This window comes from Micromonospora sp. NPDC048887 (assembly GCF_040649715.1).
Taxonomy (GTDB): domain Bacteria; phylum Actinomycetota; class Actinomycetes; order Mycobacteriales; family Micromonosporaceae; genus Micromonospora.
This window is the reverse complement of sequence record NZ_JBEZGA010000001.1, coordinates 373,074-388,159: the sequence shown is the minus strand read 5'-3', so window position 1 is coordinate 388,159 and position 15,086 is coordinate 373,074. Positions and strand designations below refer to the sequence as shown.

Annotated in this window: 18 protein-coding genes; 12 read left to right on the top strand and 6 right to left on the bottom strand. The window is 73.8% G+C overall.

The genetic code is table 11. From position 1 onward, the window contains the following. Positions 1 to 22 precede the first annotated feature (22 nt). A complete protein-coding gene (locus AB0C17_RS01825; protein ID WP_357390076.1) occupies positions 23 to 1,072 on the top strand; it encodes an ROK family protein in 1,050 nt (349 codons plus the stop codon). Positions 1,073 to 1,083: 11 nt separating this feature from the next. Here the strand turns inward: AB0C17_RS01825 and AB0C17_RS01820 are convergent, their stop codons facing one another. Beyond that, the gene (locus tag AB0C17_RS01820) at positions 1,084 to 1,284 is read right to left on the bottom strand and encodes a DUF397 domain-containing protein (RefSeq protein WP_357390078.1); all 201 of its coding nucleotides are present in this window, start codon (positions 1,282 to 1,284) and stop codon (positions 1,084 to 1,086) included. Continuing rightward, positions 1,281 to 2,132, bottom strand: a complete 852-nt coding sequence (locus AB0C17_RS01815) for a helix-turn-helix transcriptional regulator (protein WP_357390080.1) — start codon at positions 2,130 to 2,132, stop codon at positions 1,281 to 1,283. Before AB0C17_RS01815 ends, AB0C17_RS01820 begins: the two co-directional genes overlap by 4 nt. Positions 2,133 to 2,365: 233 nt before the next feature. On the opposite strand from AB0C17_RS01815, the gene AB0C17_RS01810 reads away from it, so the two are divergent. Both AB0C17_RS01810 and AB0C17_RS01805 read left to right on the top strand, forming a co-directional pair. Next, a complete protein-coding gene (locus AB0C17_RS01810; protein WP_357390082.1) occupies positions 2,366 to 2,584 on the top strand; it encodes a hypothetical protein in 219 nt (72 codons plus the stop codon). Between the two features lie 166 nt (positions 2,585 to 2,750). Continuing rightward, entirely contained in the window at positions 2,751 to 3,854 is a 1,104-nt protein-coding gene (locus tag AB0C17_RS01805) for a D-alanine--D-alanine ligase family protein (protein ID WP_357390084.1), read from the top strand. A 38-nt stretch (positions 3,855 to 3,892) separates the two neighbouring features. On the opposite strand, the gene AB0C17_RS01800 is transcribed toward AB0C17_RS01805, so the two are convergent. Then, positions 3,893 to 4,483, bottom strand: a complete 591-nt coding sequence (locus AB0C17_RS01800) for a DUF3515 domain-containing protein (RefSeq protein WP_357390086.1) — start codon at positions 4,481 to 4,483, stop codon at positions 3,893 to 3,895. After that, on the bottom strand, positions 4,484 to 4,717 hold the full coding sequence (locus AB0C17_RS01795; protein WP_088646044.1) for an Lrp/AsnC ligand binding domain-containing protein: 234 nt from the start codon (positions 4,715 to 4,717) through the stop codon (positions 4,484 to 4,486). Between the two features lie 163 nt (positions 4,718 to 4,880). On the opposite strand from AB0C17_RS01795, the gene AB0C17_RS01790 reads away from it, so the two are divergent. Beyond that, a complete protein-coding gene (locus AB0C17_RS01790) occupies positions 4,881 to 5,831 on the top strand; it encodes a thiamine-phosphate kinase (RefSeq protein WP_357390088.1) in 951 nt (316 codons plus the stop codon). Positions 5,832 to 5,982: 151 nt separating this feature from the next. After that, positions 5,983 to 6,450, top strand: coding sequence for a GNAT family N-acetyltransferase (locus AB0C17_RS01785; RefSeq protein WP_357390090.1), 468 nt, complete (start codon positions 5,983 to 5,985; stop codon positions 6,448 to 6,450). Here the strand turns inward: AB0C17_RS01785 and AB0C17_RS01780 are convergent. Further along, complete coding sequence (locus AB0C17_RS01780; RefSeq protein ID WP_357390092.1) at positions 6,447 to 7,703, bottom strand: ATP-grasp domain-containing protein; 1,257 nt, start codon at positions 7,701 to 7,703, stop codon at positions 6,447 to 6,449. The genes AB0C17_RS01785 and AB0C17_RS01780 overlap by 4 nt on opposite strands. 218 nt (positions 7,704 to 7,921) lie before the next feature. Further along, positions 7,922 to 8,113, bottom strand: coding sequence for a 50S ribosomal protein L28 (gene rpmB, locus AB0C17_RS01775; protein ID WP_013284551.1), 192 nt, complete (start codon positions 8,111 to 8,113; stop codon positions 7,922 to 7,924). 210 nt (positions 8,114 to 8,323) lie between these two features. Between rpmB and AB0C17_RS01770 the strand changes: the two genes are divergently transcribed. From AB0C17_RS01770 to rpmF, 7 genes are all read left to right on the top strand, one after another. Then, a complete protein-coding gene (locus AB0C17_RS01770) occupies positions 8,324 to 9,937 on the top strand; it encodes a DAK2 domain-containing protein (protein WP_357467246.1) in 1,614 nt (537 codons plus the stop codon). Continuing rightward, the gene (gene recG / locus AB0C17_RS01765; protein WP_357390096.1) at positions 9,934 to 12,135 is read left to right on the top strand and encodes an ATP-dependent DNA helicase RecG; all 2,202 of its coding nucleotides are present in this window, start codon (positions 9,934 to 9,936) and stop codon (positions 12,133 to 12,135) included. Before AB0C17_RS01770 ends, recG begins: the two co-directional genes overlap by 4 nt. 197 nt (positions 12,136 to 12,332) lie before the next feature. Continuing rightward, positions 12,333 to 12,896: a 16S rRNA (guanine(966)-N(2))-methyltransferase RsmD gene (gene rsmD / locus AB0C17_RS01760; protein WP_357390098.1), complete on the top strand. Its 564-nt coding sequence runs from the start codon at positions 12,333 to 12,335 to the stop codon at positions 12,894 to 12,896. Further along, entirely contained in the window at positions 12,893 to 13,369 is a 477-nt protein-coding gene (coaD, locus tag AB0C17_RS01755) for a pantetheine-phosphate adenylyltransferase (protein WP_357390100.1), read from the top strand. Before rsmD ends, coaD begins: the two co-directional genes overlap by 4 nt. A gap of 277 nt (positions 13,370 to 13,646) precedes the next feature. Next, the gene (locus AB0C17_RS01750; protein WP_262014767.1) at positions 13,647 to 14,144 is read left to right on the top strand and encodes a hypothetical protein; all 498 of its coding nucleotides are present in this window, start codon (positions 13,647 to 13,649) and stop codon (positions 14,142 to 14,144) included. 124 nt (positions 14,145 to 14,268) lie between these two features. After that, positions 14,269 to 14,832: a YceD family protein gene (locus AB0C17_RS01745; protein WP_013474351.1), complete on the top strand. Its 564-nt coding sequence runs from the start codon at positions 14,269 to 14,271 to the stop codon at positions 14,830 to 14,832. Positions 14,833 to 14,837: 5 nt separating this feature from the next. Continuing rightward, a complete protein-coding gene (gene rpmF, locus AB0C17_RS01740; RefSeq protein ID WP_073830392.1) occupies positions 14,838 to 15,011 on the top strand; it encodes a 50S ribosomal protein L32 in 174 nt (57 codons plus the stop codon). Positions 15,012 to 15,086: the final 75 nt, after the last annotated feature.

Below are 15,086 nucleotides of genomic sequence, written 5' to 3'. Positions count from 1 at the left end.
GGCGCGGCGGGAGGCGGTGGCGGTGGGCAGCGCAGGGGTGCCGGTGGTGGTGGGGCTGGACAACGGGGGCACGAGTGACAACGCCACGGTGCTGACCGTCGACGGCCGGTTCCTGGTGGACGGGCTGCTGGAGATCCCGAGCGAGGTCGGCGCCGGCCCGGAGGCGGCGGTGGAGGCGCTGGCGCGGGCGTTCGACGGCGTGCTGGCGCACACCGGTGTGCCGCGTGACCTGGTCCGCGCGGTCGGGCTGGACACGCCCGGCCCGGCCAGCGCCACCGGCGTCATCTCCTCGCGCGGCTCGACGAACTTCTCCCAGCCCGCCTGGCGGGGCTTCGACGTGCGCAGCGCGCTGGAGCGGCGGCTCGGCCTGCCGGTGGTGTACGCGAACGACGGCAACGCCGCCGCGCTCTACGCCCACCACGTGCACTTCGGCGCCGAGGCGATGGCCCGGTCGTCGGTGTCGGCGATCGTCGGCACCGGGCTGGGCGGCGGCGTGGTGGAGTCCGGCCGGGTGGTCGGCGGCGCGGCCGGCATGGCCGGCGAGTTCGGGCACGTGCACATCCCGCTGGACGGCCTGGTCGAGCCGGACCAGGCGGCGCCGGTCTGCGCCTGCGGCTTCACCGGGGACGCGGAGAGCGTCGCCTCGCTCACCGCGATCCGGCGTAACCTGCTGCCGTACTGGCTGGCCCGGCACCCGGAGCATCCGCTCGCGGCGGAGGAGCCGGACCGGGCGGCGAAGCTGCTGCGCGGCTACGGCGAGCGGGGCGACCCGCTGGCCCGCCTGGTGTTCACCCAGCAGGCCAAGGCGCTGGGCCGGCTGTTCACCATCGCGGCCAACTTCACCGATCCGCACGCGTACTTCGTCGGCGGCGGTGTGGTGGAGGCGGCGCCGGAGTTCCGGGACTGGTTCCTCGCCACGGTCGCCGAGCACACGGTGCTCCGGGAGGAGCAGCGGGCGGTGGCCACCTTCGCGCTGGTGCCGGACCGGGACATGGCCGGGGCGCGCGGGGTGGCCATCGCGGCGCTGGAGGCGGTACGCGGCACCCTCAACGCCGCCGCCCCGCTCGGCTGAGGCCGGGCCGCTCAGGCGCGCGGCGGCGCGGCGGTGAACGCGGCCCAGGCGTGCGGCGGGAACACCAGCACCGGGCCGGCCGGATCCTTCGAGTCGCGGACCGCCACCGCGCCGGTCAGCGGGGCCATCTCCACACAGGCGCCCTCGTCGCCGCTGTGGCTGCTCTTGCGCCAGCCGGCCGGCGCCGGTGCGGCGCGGTTCGTGCCGTTCATCTGGTCACCTCTCGTTCCAGGCGGAGGAGCTGGTCCCGGCTGGCCGCCGGGCTCAGCGCCACGGTCCGCAGATGCTCCATGATCTTGACGCAGGTACGCAGGTCACCCGGCCGGTCCAGGATCATCTGCCCGGCGACGGTCTCCACCGAGGCGATGATCGGATCCGCCGGGTCGGCGAACTCCAGGATGTGCAGTGATCCCCGGGTGCCCCGGTGGTAGCCGGCGGCCAGCGGGATCACCTGCACCGTCACGTTCGGCAGCTCGGTCGTCTTGAGCAGATGCCGCAGCTGGCCGGACATGACCGAGCGGTCACCGACCGGGCGCAGCAGCGCGGCCTCGTCGATGATGGCGTCGAGGATCGGCGGCTCGGCGCCGGAGAGCCGCTGCTGGCGGTCCAGCCGTAGCCGGACCCGCTGCTCCACCTGCTCGTCGCTGAGCGTGTGCGGCCCGCCGCGCATCACGCCGCGGATGTAGTCGGCGGTCTGGAGCAGGCCGGGCACCACCGACGGCTCGAAGTTCGCGATGCCGGTGGCCTCCGCCTCCAGCGCGATGAAGTCGATGGTCCGGCGGTCCAGCAGGTACGAGTAGGACACCCACCAGCCGGGCTTGCGGGCGTCCTTGGCGAGCTCCACTGCCGCGGCGATCTCGTCCGGGCCCACGCCGTAGCTGGTCAGCAGCGCGCGCACGGTGGCGGGACTGATCAGCGTCTGCGCGTTCTCGTAGCGGGACAGCGTGCTCCGGGTGCTGTTGATCTCGTCGGCCGCGGCCTCCAGGGTGAGGCCGGCGGCCTCCCTGTGGGTCCGCAGGGCGATGCCGAGCCGTCGGGCCCGGGCGGTTTTCGGCGCCATGCATCGATGATCGCACATCTCTTGGGAATGCGGGCGTGAGAGAAAGTCGATGAGAGTTGCATTCATGCTCATAAACATGTCAATGTGTGACGGCGTCCTCACCGCCGGTTGTCGTGGCGACGGTGGTGGTGAGCGACCGGAGGGGATGGGGCGCGCGGCGGTCGGATTCTTACTCCCCCACGATCCGGCCGTCGCGTGCCCTGCCGGTCCACGAGACGGGGAGGGGTGCCGCGATGACCAGGTTCCTCGTGGTCCTCACCGACGTGCGCCAAGGCATGTGGCGCGACGAACGGACCAGCCCCGAGCGCCGCCGTCAGGTGGTCGGCGCGAGCAGCCGGGAGGCGGCCGACCGGATCGCCGGCGCGTTCATGGCGCTGGGCATGGTGCGGGCCGGACGGCAGCGGGTGAAGGTCATCGCGGTCGGCCGCCGGCCCCGGCATCCGGCCTGCTGAGCACCACCGTTCCGTTACTCCCCGTATATGTCACCCTGACCGTTTGCCACGCGACTCCGTGTCTCCCCGGGTAACGACCACCGCTTGCGGCAACGCACAGTAAGGTCAGTCGGGTGAGCGCCACCGGCGAGCACGGCCAGCCGCAGTCGCGAACGATGAGGTGACAATGACCACCCCAGGTAAGACCCGCGTGGCGATCGTCTTCGGCGGCCGCAGCCCCGAACACGGCATCTCCTGCGTCAGCGCGGGCAGCGTGCTGGCCGCCCTCGACCCGGACGAGTTCGAGGTGGTCCCGGTCGGCATCACCCGGCAGGGCCAGTGGGTGCTCGCCAGCGGCGACCCGAGCCGGCTCGCCATCGCCGACCGCAAACTGCCCGAGATCACCGCCGGCTCCGGCGCCGAACTGGTGCTGCGAGCCGACCCCGCCGTCGGCGGCCTGATGGTGCTCGACCCCGCCCAGGGGCCGGTGGCACTGGCCGACGTGGACGTGGTGTTCCCGGTGCTGCACGGCGCGTACGGCGAGGACGGCACGATCCAGGGGATGCTGGAGATGGCCGACATCCCCTACGTCGGCGCGAACGTCTTCGCCTCCGCCGCCGCCATGGACAAGGAGTTCACCAAGAAGCTCTGTGCCGCCGAGGGCATCCCGGTCGGCCCGTACGCGGTGCTGCGCGCCGGCATGTCGCTCAGCGAGGAGGACAAGGAGCGCCTGGGGCTGCCCGTCTTCGTCAAGCCGTCCCGGGCCGGCTCCTCGTTCGGCATCACCAAGGTCGACGACTGGGCCGACCTGGACGCCGCGCTCGTCACCGCCCGCGAGATCGACAGCAAGGTGCTCGTCGAGGGCGCCGTGGTGGGCCGCGAGATCGAGTGCGGCGTGCTGGAGGGCGAAGCCGGTGGCGCCCCCGAGGCGTCGGTGCTCGCCGAGGTGCGGATGATCGGCGACCGCGACTGGTACGACTTCGAGGCCAAGTACATCTTCGCCGACGAGGTCTGCGAGTACGACGTACCGGCCGACCTGCCCGAGCCGGTGGCCCGGCAGGTGCGCGACTACGCCACCCGGGCCTTCACCGCCCTGGACTGCTCCGGCCTGGCCCGAGTCGACTTCTTCGTCACCCCGCAGATGGACGTCTACCTCAACGAGATCAACACGATGCCGGGCTTCACCCCGACGTCGATGTTCCCGAGGATGTGGTCGGCCAGCGGGCTGGAGTACCCGAAGCTGGTGAACCGGCTGATTCGTACCGCCCTGCACCGCCACACCGGCCGCTGACCGCCTGTCCCGCCACGCCGGCCGCCGGCCGGCGGGCGTCAGGCGGAGCAGCCCGAGGGGGCCTGTTTCGCCGAGGGGACCGAGCTGACGATCGTGTCGGAGATCGAGGTCACCCACTGCAGCGGCGGCTCGTACGACTTCGGTACCCGGACCCGGATCGGGGTCTCCCGGTCGACGGTGGTCAGCACCGTGGCGTCGGCCTCCTCGGCCGCGTGCCAGCAGACCTTGTTGACAGTCCACACCTCGTCGGTGGGCGGGAACTGCGCCGGGCTGCCGCCGCACGCAATGGTCAGCGCCGGATCGCCGTACGCGGCGTTCTGCTCCGGGCCCGCGGTGACGGGGCGCTGCGGCAGGTCACGCACGCGGTCCGGAAGCTGCGACATCAGGGCCCGGCAGAGCACTGTCGGGCGCTCGGCCAGCGCCGGAGCGGGCATCTCGACCGGCGCGCTGGACTGCGCCCGAGGGCTCGCCGACGCGCTCGGCTCGGCCTCCGGCGACTCCGGGGCCAGCTTGGCGAACGTGAACGCGGCCACCGCCACGGTCACCGGCACCGCGACGAGTGTGGCCCAGAGTGCGGCACGGCGGGTGCCGCCGTCCCGGCGGGGAGAGGAGGTGTCCTTCTCGTCCACTTACAGCCGCACCACCGAACACGTGAGCGTGCGGGTGATGCCGGGCACCATCTGCACGTTGCTGACGATGAGTTTGCCGAGCTCGTCGACGGTGTTCGCCTCGGTGAGCACCACCACGTCGTACGGCCCGGTGACGGCGTCGACCCGTACCACGCCGGCCAGATCCGCGATCAGACCGGCCACGTCACGCGCCCGGCCGACCTCGGTCTGGATGAGGATGTACGCCTGTACCACGACTCGACCTCCGTCCGTCGCCTCCGGGCGACCCGAAGGGTGAAACTACCGTACTGAGCGGCTGTGATCCCTATCGGTTGCCGGTCGGACGCGGTGAGCGAGCACACGCCGGTACGGGTAGGGGTGGAACGTGCGGAACGACGCAGCGGAGCGAGGGGACGGAATGACTGTCACTGATGTCGGCGAGTTCGGCCTGATCGGCCGGGTGACCGCCCGGCTGGCGCAGGGACGGAACTGCCTGCTCGGCCCCGGCGACGACGGCGCGGTGGTGGCCGCGCCGGACCGGCGGGTGGTCGCCTCGACCGACGTGCTGGTGGAGGGGCGGCACTTCCGCCGGGACTGGTCGTCGGCGCGGGACGTGGGGCACCGGGCGGCGGCGGCCAACCTCGCCGACATCGCCGCCATGGGCGCCACCCCGACCGCGCTGCTCGTCGCGCTCTGCATGCCGGCCGAGCTGGACCCGGCCTGGGCCGAGGAACTGGCCGACGGGCTGGGCGCGGAGGCGGCACTGGTCGGCGCGAGCGTGGTCGGCGGGGACATGTCCGGCAGCCCGACGCTCACCATCGCGGTGACGGCGCTCGGCGACCTGGCCGGCCGCGACCCGGTGGTCCGCTCCGGCGCCCGCCCCGGCGACGTGGTGGCGCTGGCCGGGCGCACCGGCTGGGCGGCGGCCGGCTACACGGTGCTGTCCCGGGGTTTCCGCACGCCCCGGCTGCTGGTCGAGGCGTTCCGCCGCCCCGAGGTGCCGTACGCCGCCGGACCGGCTGCCGCAGCGGCGGGGGCCACCGCCATGATCGACGTGTCGGACGGGTTGCTGGCCGACCTCGGGCACGTGGCGACCGCCAGCGGCGTGGCGATCGACCTGAACCGCGACGCGTTCGAGGTGCCCCGGCAGATGCGGGACGCGGCGCAGGCGCTCGGCGTCGACCCGTACACCTGGATCCTGGCCGGCGGCGAGGACCACGCGCTGGCGGCGACCTTCCCGGCGGACGCCGCGTTGCCCGACGGCTGGCGGCCGGTCGGGCGGGTGGCGGACGGCGCCGGGGTCACCGTCGACGGCGGCGCCTACAGCGGCCCGCGCGGCTGGGACCACTTCCGCCGGACGGCGGACTAGCTGGTACGGCCGCCGGACGGCGGACCAGCTGGTACGGCCGCCGGACGGCGGATCAGCGGGTCGCGCGGCGGACCAGCGGGCCGGAGTGATCTGCGTCCGACCCCGGGCCGGCCGCCCGAAGCCGGGCCGGTGGCGGTCGTAACCTGGCACGGTGAGCGAGATCGAGATCCGGGAGCGGCGCTTCGACGCGCCCGAGTCGCGGGCGCTGATCCGGGCGGCGCTGGCCGACCTCGGCGCCCGGTACGGCGGCAGCGGCGACGAGACCCCCGTCGACGCGGCCGAGTTCACCCCGCCGGACGGCGTGTTCCTCGTCGCCTACCTGGACGGGCGGCCGGTGGGCTGCGGCGGCTGGCGCAGCCACGGCGAGGACGGCGACACGGCCGAGCTGAAGCGGATGTACACCGACCCGGCGGCCCGGGGCCGGGGCGTGGCCCGCTCGGTGCTCGCCGCGGTCGAGCGGTCCGCCCGCGACCACGGCCGCAAGCGGATCGTGCTGGAGTGCGGCGACAAGCAGCCCGAGGCGATCGCCATGTACACCTCGGCCGGCTACGAGCGGATCCCGAACTTCGGCTTCTACAAGGACGCCCCGGGCTGCCTGTCGTACGGCCGTACCCTCTAGTCCACCGAGATGCGGATCGTCCCGGCGGCGCGGCGGGCGGCGTCCGCCGCCTCGTCCGGTGTCGCGCCCCAGGCCATCAGGTGCCCGCTGCGGTGCGCCGAGGAGAGCAGCTCCGGCACTGTCTGACCGACCTTCGTCTCCACCCGCACGTCGAGCACGCCCGGCACGCGCAGCGCGTCGCGCCGGCCGTCCACGGCGGTGACCCGGCCGGGCGGCGCGATCAGGAACTCGATCGCCGCCGCACCGCTGGCCCGCGCCGGCAGCGCCGGCCGTTCACCGCGCAGGATCCGCAGGTACGCCTCGATGACGTCCCGCTCGTAGGCGATCGAGATGAGCGCGGTGATCATGTCGCCGGGCATCCGGGCCGCGCACTCCACGAGCGTCGGGACGCCGTCGACCAGGATCCACTCGCTGTGCAGCATGCCGCTGCGGAAGTCGGCCGCCTCGGCGAGGCGTACCGCGGCGGCGCGCAGCGCGTCGTGCGCGGCGGCGGGCAGCGCGGACGGCACGGTGTGGCCGGTCTCGACCGGGTACCGGCCACCGGCGATCCGCTTGTCGGTGACGTTTGCGAAGACCACGTCGCCCTCGGCCACCAGCAGCTCCACGCTGTGCTCGGAGCCGACCAGCAGTTCCTCGACCAGCACGCCGGTGGGCAGGCCGCGCTCGGTCGCCTCGGCCGGGTCGGGCGGGGTGGCGCTTGCCGCCCAGCGGGCCGGCACCTCGGCCGGGTCGGTGATCAGCTGCACGCCCAGGCTGCCGGAGCGGCGGGTGGGCTTGAGCACGCACCGGCCGCCGTGCGCCCGCGCGAACTCCACCGCCCGCGCCGGGTCGTCGACCAGCTCGTACGCCGGGTTCGCGAGCCCGATCCGGTCGGCGAGCAGCCGCATCCGGTGCTTGTCGGAGAAGACGTCGGCGGCCTCGACCCCGGCGCCGGGGAGGCCGAGCCGCTCGGCGAGCCGGGCGGTGGCGCCGACCGCGTACTCCAGGCCGGGCAGGACCAGCCGGGCGTCGGCGAGGCCGGGCTCGCGGGCGAGCAGGGCGTCGGGGTCGAAGCCGGTCTGGTACTCGGCGGCGACGAGGCGCCCGATCATCGGCAGCCGCTCGGCGAACCGGGCCAGGTCGCGGCGGGCGATCACGTCCGGCTCCTCGACCAGCACCACGCTGCCCGACGGCAGCTCCTGGTCGAACCAGCTCAGCGAGCCGAACGACGCGCCCACCACCACCAGTTGCTCGCGACCCAGATCGAGGTCCACCGGTCACCCTCCCCACGGCTCGCGCCGGAACCGGACGGCCGGCGCAGCAGCACCCTAACCGGCCGGATCGAGGCGGTCGCCGTACGGTCGGTCAGGGGTGCGGGGGCGGGTCGGCCGATACCGGGCCGGTGGGCACGGCGGTCGCCGGACACGACAGAAGCCGGCGGACCCCGAAGGGATCCGCCGGCGACCGACGATGTTCCGGTGGCGCTACCGCGTCAGGCGCGGGTGACCTTGCCGGCCTTGATGCACGAGGTGCAGACCTGCAACTTCTTGGTGGTGCCGCCACCGGCCGGGGTACGCACCGACTGGATGTTCGGGTTCCAGCGGCGGTTGGTCCGCCGGTGCGAGTGGGACACGTTGTGGCCGAAGCCCGGCCCCTTGCCACAGACGTCGCACACGCTAGCCACGGGATACTCCTGGGATTGAAACGTTCATGAGGTCGCCGCCAGGCGCTGCCCGGGCAACCTGGTCAGGTTACCCGATGACAGTCGGTACGCCCAACCGGCCCTTTCGCGAGCCCACCCAGCGTACCGGCGTCCCGGCCGGGCCGTCCGCCGGGGCGGACACGCGGTGGACGACCCCGGCGCGTGTCGGTGCGCGCCAGTAGGCTTCCCGACGTGCTGGAGACCCTCGACGCCGCAGCGGTACGCCGCTGGTGCGCGAGCGGGCTGGCCGCCCTCCGCACCCACCAGGGCGAGATCGACGACCTGAACGTCTACCCGGTGCCCGACGGCGACACCGGCACCAACCTGGTGCTCACGCTCACCTCGGCCCAGCAGGCCCTGGCCATGGACCTCGGCACGCTTCCCGACGACGGGCACACCCCGCACGGCCACGCGCTGCGGCTGATGGCCCGGGGCGCGCTGCTCGGGGCGCGCGGCAACTCCGGGGTGATCCTCTCGCAGATCCTGCGTGGCCTCGCCGACACGCTCGCCGCCGTGCCCGCGGTGCGCGGGCGACAGCTCGCCGACGCCCTGTCCGACGCCACCACCGCCGCCTACGCCGCCGTCGCCCGGCCGGTCGAGGGCACGCTGCTGAGCGTGGTCTCCGCCGCGGCGCACGCCGCCCGCCGGGCGGACACCGACGACCTGCGCGCCGTGGCCCGGGCCGCCGCCGAGGCGGCGGCGCACGCGCTGGCGCGTACCCCCGAGCAGTTGCCGGAGCTGGCCCGCGCGGGCGTGGTCGACGCCGGCGGGCGCGGCCTGTGCCTGCTGCTGGACGCGCTGGTCGAGGTGATCACCGGGGAGAGCCTGGCGCAGCCGGCGTCCGAGCCGCCCACCCGCCGCGCGCCGGCCACCGCCGTGCGGGAGAGCGGCTCCGACGCGTACGCCTACGAGGTGCAGTATCTGCTCGACGCCACCGACGAGGCGGTGGCCCGGCTGCGCGCCGAGCTGGACGCGCTCGGTGACTCACTCGCGATCGTCGGCGACGGCGCCGGCACCTGGAACGTCCACGTGCACGTCAACGACATCGGGGCGGCGGTCGAGGCGGGCGTGGTCGCCGGCCGCCCGCACCGGATCAACGTGACCCGCTTCGCCGACCAGGCCGCCCCGGCGCCCGGACCGCGGGCGCCGCTGCCCGAGGGGCGGGCCGCCGTGGTGGTGGCCACGGGCGCGGGCATCGCGGAGCTGTTCGCGGCCGAGGGCGCCGTGGTGGTGCCCGCCAACCCGTCCACCGGCGAGCTGCTCGACGCGATCCGGGCCACCGGCGCCGCCCGGGTGGTGGTGCTCCCGAACGACCCGAACACCCAGTCGGTGGCGAGCGCGGCGGCCAGGGAGGCGCACGGCCTCGGCGTGAAGGTGAGCGTGGTGCCGACCCGCTCGCCGGTGCAGGCGCTCGCGGCGCTGGCCGTGCGCGATCCGAAGCGGCGGTTCGAGGACGACGTGATCGCGATGGCCGAGGCGGCCGGCGCCTGCCGGTACGCCGAGGTCTGCCACGCCGCCCGGGAGGCGCTCACCGTCGCCGGCCCGGCCCGCCCGGGCGACGTGCTGGCCCTGGTCGAGGGCGAGGTGCACCTGATCGGGCAGGATCTGGTCGACACCTGCACCGCAGTGGTGGACCGGATGCTCGGCGGCGGCGGTGAGCTGGTCACGCTGCTCTGCGGCGCTGACGCTCCGGCCGGGCTGGCCGACCGGGTCCGCGCGCACGTCGAGGGGGCGTGGCCGTTCGTCGAGGTGCAGGCGTACGAGGGCGGTCAGCCGCACTATCCGCTCCTGGTGGGGGTCGAATGACTGGTGAAGCGGCCACTGTCGACACGCCGCTGAAGAAGCTGGTCGGCGAGCGCACCGCGAAGGCGCTGGCCGGGCACCTCGACCTGCACACCGCGGGCGACCTGATCTACCACTTCCCGCGCCGGTACGACGAGCGCGGCGAGCACACCGACATCCGCTCGCTCGACGTGGGGGAGCAGGTCACAGTGCTCGCCCAGGTGCAGCGCACCGCCGTGCGCCCGATGCGCCAGCGGCGCGGCAACCTGCTGGAGGTGACCGTCGGCGACGGCTCCGGCGGCGTGCTCACCTGCACGTTCTTCGGCAACCAGGCGTGGCGGGAGCGGGAGCTGCGGCCCGGCCGGTGGGGGCTGTTCGCCGGCAAGGTGACCGAGTTCCGGGGCAAGCGGCAGCTCAACGGCCCGGAGTACGTCCTGCTCGGCGAGGGTGGCGAGGGCGAGGCGGCCGCAAACGAGGAGGTCGAGGAGTTCGCCGGGGCAATGATCCCGGTCTATCCGGCTGCGGCGGCGGTGCCGACCTGGGTGATCGCCCGCTGCGTCCGCGTCGTGCTCGACACGTTCACCCCGCCGGAGGACCCGTTGCCGGCCACCGTGCGGGCCACCCGCAACCTCGCCGACATCGGCACCGCGCTGCGCGAGATCCACCGCCCGACCAGCAAGGAGGCGCTCTACCGGGCCCGCCGCCGGCTGAAGTGGGACGAGGCGTTCGCCGTGCAGCTCACGCTGGTGCAGCGCAAGCACCGGGCGGCGGCGTCGCCGGGACGGGCCCGCCCGGCGAAGGCCGGCGGCCTGCTCGACGCGTTCGACGCCCGGCTGCCGTACGAGCTGACCTCCGGCCAGCAGGTCGTCGGGCGGGAGATCGCCGCCGACCTGACCCGGGCACACCCGATGCACCGGCTGCTCCAGGGCGAGGTGGGCTCCGGCAAGACGGTGGTGGCGCTGCGCGCCATGCTCCAGGTGGTCGACGCCGGTGGGCAGGCCGCGCTGCTCGCGCCGACCGAGGTGCTCGCCGCCCAGCACCACAGGGGCATCCTCGACCTGCTCGGGCCGCTCGGCCGGGCCGGTGAGCTGGGCGCCGCCGACGACGCCACACGGGTGGAGCTGGTCACCGGCTCGCTCGGCGCGGCGGCCCGACGCCGGGCGTTGGCCGAGGTGGCCGAGGGCCGCGCCGGCATCGTGCTCGGCACGCACGCCCTGCTCTACGAGGGCGTCGACTTCCACGACCTCGGCCTGGTGGTGGTGGACGAGCAGCACCGCTTCGGTGTCGAGCAACGCGACGCGCTGCGCGCCAAGGCCGAGCAGCCGCCGCACGTGCTGGTGATGACCGCGACCCCGATCCCGCGCACCGTCGCCATGACCGTCTACGGCGATCTGGAGACCTCCACGCTGTCCCAGCTTCCGCAGGGCCGCTCGCCGATCGCCTCGCACGTGGTCCCGGCGGCCGAGAAGCCGGCGTTCCTCGACCGGGCCTGGCGCCGGTTGCGCGAGGAGGTCACCAAGGGCCACCAGGCGTACGTGGTGTGCCCGCGCATCGGAGAAGGGCCGGTGTCGGACGAGGAGGCGCCGCGAGAGGACGACAACGGCCGGCGCCCGCCGCTGGCGGTGACCGAGGTGGCCCCGCTGCTGGCCGAGGGTCCGCTGCACGGGCTGCGGATCGGGGTGCTGCACGGCCGGCTGCCGGCGGACGAGAAGGACGCGGTGATGCGCGCGTTCGCCGACGGCAAGCTGGACGTGCTGGTGGCGACCACTGTGGTCGAGGTCGGCGTGAACGTGCCGAACGCGACGGTGATGATCGTGCTGGACGCCGACCGGTTCGGTGTCTCCCAGCTGCACCAGTTGCGCGGCCGGGTCGGCCGGGGCTCGGCCGCCGGTCTGTGCCTGCTGGTCACCGAGGCGGTCGAGGGTTCGTCGGCGCGGGAGCGGCTGGACGCGGTCGCCTCCACCACCGACGGCTTCAAGCTGGCCGAACTCGATCTGGAACAGCGCCGGGAGGGTGACGTGCTGGGCGCGACCCAGTCCGGCCGCCGCTCGCACCTGCGGCTGCTGTCGCTGAGACGCGACGCCGAGCTGATCCGCGACGCGCGGGCCGAGGCGATCGAACTGGTCGAGGACGATCCGGATCTGTCCCGGCACCCGGCGCTGGCGGCGTCGGTCGCCGCGCTCGTCGACGAGGAACGCGCCGAATACCTGGAGAAGGGCTGACGGCGGGCCGGCGCCGTCGCGGGGCAGCGGCACGCGCGTGGCGTGCCCAGGCTCGCGCCGGCCGGGTGGTCGACGCGCCCTCGGTGCGGGTCAGGCGGTGAAGCGGATCCGGCGGCGACGGGCCACCACGACGCGCCGGGTACGTCGTGCCCGCCTCGCGGCGTCGCGTAGCGTCGGGGCATGCGCAGGGAGCGACGGTGACCCGGATCGTGGCCGGCACGCTCGGCGGCCGGCGGATCGCCGCGCCACCGGGTGCCGGCACCCGGCCCACCTCCGACCGTGTGCGGGAGGCGCTGTTCAGCGCCGTGGACTCGCACGTCGACCTGGACGGGACACGCTTCGCCGACCTGTACGCCGGTTCCGGCGCGGTCGGCCTGGAGGCGCTGTCCCGGGGCGCGGCCCACGTGCTGCTCGTCGAGTCCGACGCGCGGGCCGCCCGGGTGATCCGGGAGAACATCGCCGCGCTCCGCGCCGCGCCGGCCGCGCGCCTGGTCACCGGCAAGGTCGCCACCGTGCTGGCGGCCGGCCCGGACGGGGAGCCGTACGACGTGGTCTTCGCCGATCCGCCGTACGCGGTGCCGGACTCCGAGATCACCGCGAATCTGGCCGCGCTCGTCGACGGCGGCTGGCTCGCCCCGGACGCCCTGGTGATCGTCGAGCGGTCCAGCCGTACCGGACCGGTCACGTGGGTGGAAGGTGTCACTCCGGAGCGCAGCAGGCGTTACGGCGAGACCACTCTTTGGTACGGTCGCCGATCATGAGACGTGCGGTCTGCCCGGGCTCGTTCGACCCGGTCACCAACGGACACCTCGACATCATCGGCCGGGCCAGCCGGCTCTTCGACGAGGTGATCGTCGGAGTGCTGGTCAACCAGTCCAAGCAGGGCCTGTTCACGGTCGAGGAGCGGATCACCATGCTCCAGGAGGTCACCGCCTCGTACGACAACGTGCGGGTGGAGTCGTTCCGCGGCCTGCTTGTCGACTTCTGCCGCGCGCAGCAGGCGAGTGTGCTGATCAAGGGCCTGCGTGCGGTGAGCGACTTCGACTACGAGCTGCAGATGGCCCAGATGAACATCGGCCTGGCCGGCGTGGAGACCCTGTTCATGCCGACCAACCCGCTCTACTCGTTCATCTCGTCCAGCCTGATCAAGGACGTGGCGAAGTGGGGCGGCGACATCTCCGCACACGTCCCCGACCTGGTCCGCGAGCAGCTCTCCGCCCGCCTCCGCCCCTGACCCCACCCACCCCTACCCCCCGCCCACGCGATCTTGCACTTTCGGCCCGGACATTCCTCCCGTAAGGGGCGAGCGCCGGGCCGAAAGTGCAAGATCGACGGGGGGAGGGCGACGGGGGCGGGCGACGGGGGCGAGGGCGATGGGCGGGGAGGACGACGCGCCGGGTGGGGCGGGTGGGGTGCTTGTGGCTCGGGCGCGACATGATGTGTGGCAGCGCCGAGACCGGGCGCAGGCCGCATGATGGAGGGCGGCCGACGAAGACAGGAGTGAGGTACCGGTGGACCCGCTCGATCGCATCGACGAACTGATCGCCATGGTGGAGCAGGCCCGCTCCGTCCCGATGTCGCGCAACAACTGCATGGTCGACCGGGGCGAGATGATCGCCGTGCTCGACGAGTTGCGCGCGGAGCTCCCCGCCGACCTGCGGCGCGCCGCCGCGCTGCTGGAGGAGCGGGACAAGATCATGGAGGCCGGCAAGCGCGAGGCCGACCGGATCATCAGCGAGGGTGAGGCGGAACACGCCCGGCTGGTCTCGGTGAACGAGATCACCGTCTCGGCCGAGCACGAGGGCGCGCGGATCATCGCCGAGGCGCGGGCCGAGGCGCAGCGCCTCCGCGAGGAGGTGGACGACTACGTCGACACCGCGCTGGCCAACTTCGAGCAGTTCCTCACCCGGGCGCTGGCCTCGATAGAGCGCGGCCGGGACAAGATGCACGCGCTGCGCGAGATCGGCACCTTCGGCGGGGACGAGGCGGACCGCCCGCTACCCTTCTGAGCGGCGCGCGGGCCGGTCGCCGACAGCCGGCTGCCGTCGGGCCGGAGGTGAACCCCCGGTTCGACGGTTCGCCCGTCTGGCAGGTAACCTTCTTTGTCGGCCTCTCGACGGCCGGAGTCTGACTATGCCCAAACACTCGCCAAGCACACTCGACCCCAGGTCGCCGCTGGTCCTCGACACGAGGGAACTGCCGCGCCGACCTGGTGCGTTGCGTACGCACAAGCGGGTCGTGCCGGCACCGGCGGACCTCGGCGTGGAGTTGATCGGCGTGCCGGAGGGCGCGGACCTCGACCTCGACCTGAGGTTGGAGTCGGTGTCCGAGGGCGTGCTCGTCTCCGGGACCGTCACCGGTCCCGTCAAGGGCGAGTGCGGGCGCTGCCTGCGCGAGATCGACGACTCGTTGGCCGTGACGATCCAGGAGCTGTACGCGTACGAGAACAGCGCCACGGACGACACGACCGACACCGACGAGGTGGGCCGGATGCAGGGCGATCTGATCGACCTGGAGCCGGCGTTGCGGGACGCGGTGGTGCTGGCACTGCCGACCAACCCGCTCTGCCGGGAGGACTGCCCAGGGCTGTGCCCCGAGTGTGGGGTGCACTGGGACGATCTGCCGGCCGACCACAGCCATCAGCAGGTCGACCCGCGTTGGGCGAGCCTGACGCAACTGACCCGTACAGAGGAGTAAGAACCGTGGCCGTCCCCAAGCGCAAGATGTCGCGCAGCAACACCCGCGCCCGCCGGGCGAACTGGAAGGCCTCGGTGGTGGCGACCGTGGCCTGCCCGCAGTGCAAGTCGGCCAAGCTGCCGCACGCCGCCTGCTCCGTCTGCGGCACCTACAACGGTCGTCAGGTCCTCGAGGTCTGACGCGGCTGCCGAGTGACGTCCCCGACCACCGGTCGGGTGACGCGCGCACCAAGGCTCTCGCCCGGTGCCCCGGCT

What these genes read in the sequence shown, in the direction of transcription:
- AB0C17_RS01820 (WP_357390078.1), bottom strand. Translation starts at nt 1,284, where the DNA reads ATGAACGGCACGAACCGCGCCGCACCGGCGCCGGCCGGCTGGCGCAAG.
- AB0C17_RS01815 (WP_357390080.1), bottom strand. Translation starts at nt 2,132, where the DNA reads ATGGCGCCGAAAACCGCCCGGGCCCGACGGCTCGGCATCGCCCTGCGG.
- AB0C17_RS01810 (WP_357390082.1), top strand. Translation starts at nt 2,366, where the DNA reads ATGACCAGGTTCCTCGTGGTCCTCACCGACGTGCGCCAAGGCATGTGG.
- AB0C17_RS01805 (WP_357390084.1), top strand. Translation starts at nt 2,751, where the DNA reads ATGACCACCCCAGGTAAGACCCGCGTGGCGATCGTCTTCGGCGGCCGC.
- AB0C17_RS01790 (WP_357390088.1), top strand. Translation starts at nt 4,881, where the DNA reads ATGACTGTCACTGATGTCGGCGAGTTCGGCCTGATCGGCCGGGTGACC.
- recG (WP_357390096.1), top strand. Translation starts at nt 9,934, where the DNA reads ATGACTGGTGAAGCGGCCACTGTCGACACGCCGCTGAAGAAGCTGGTC.
- coaD (WP_357390100.1), top strand. Translation starts at nt 12,893, where the DNA reads ATGAGACGTGCGGTCTGCCCGGGCTCGTTCGACCCGGTCACCAACGGA.
- AB0C17_RS01745 (WP_013474351.1), top strand. Translation starts at nt 14,269, where the DNA reads ATGCCCAAACACTCGCCAAGCACACTCGACCCCAGGTCGCCGCTGGTC.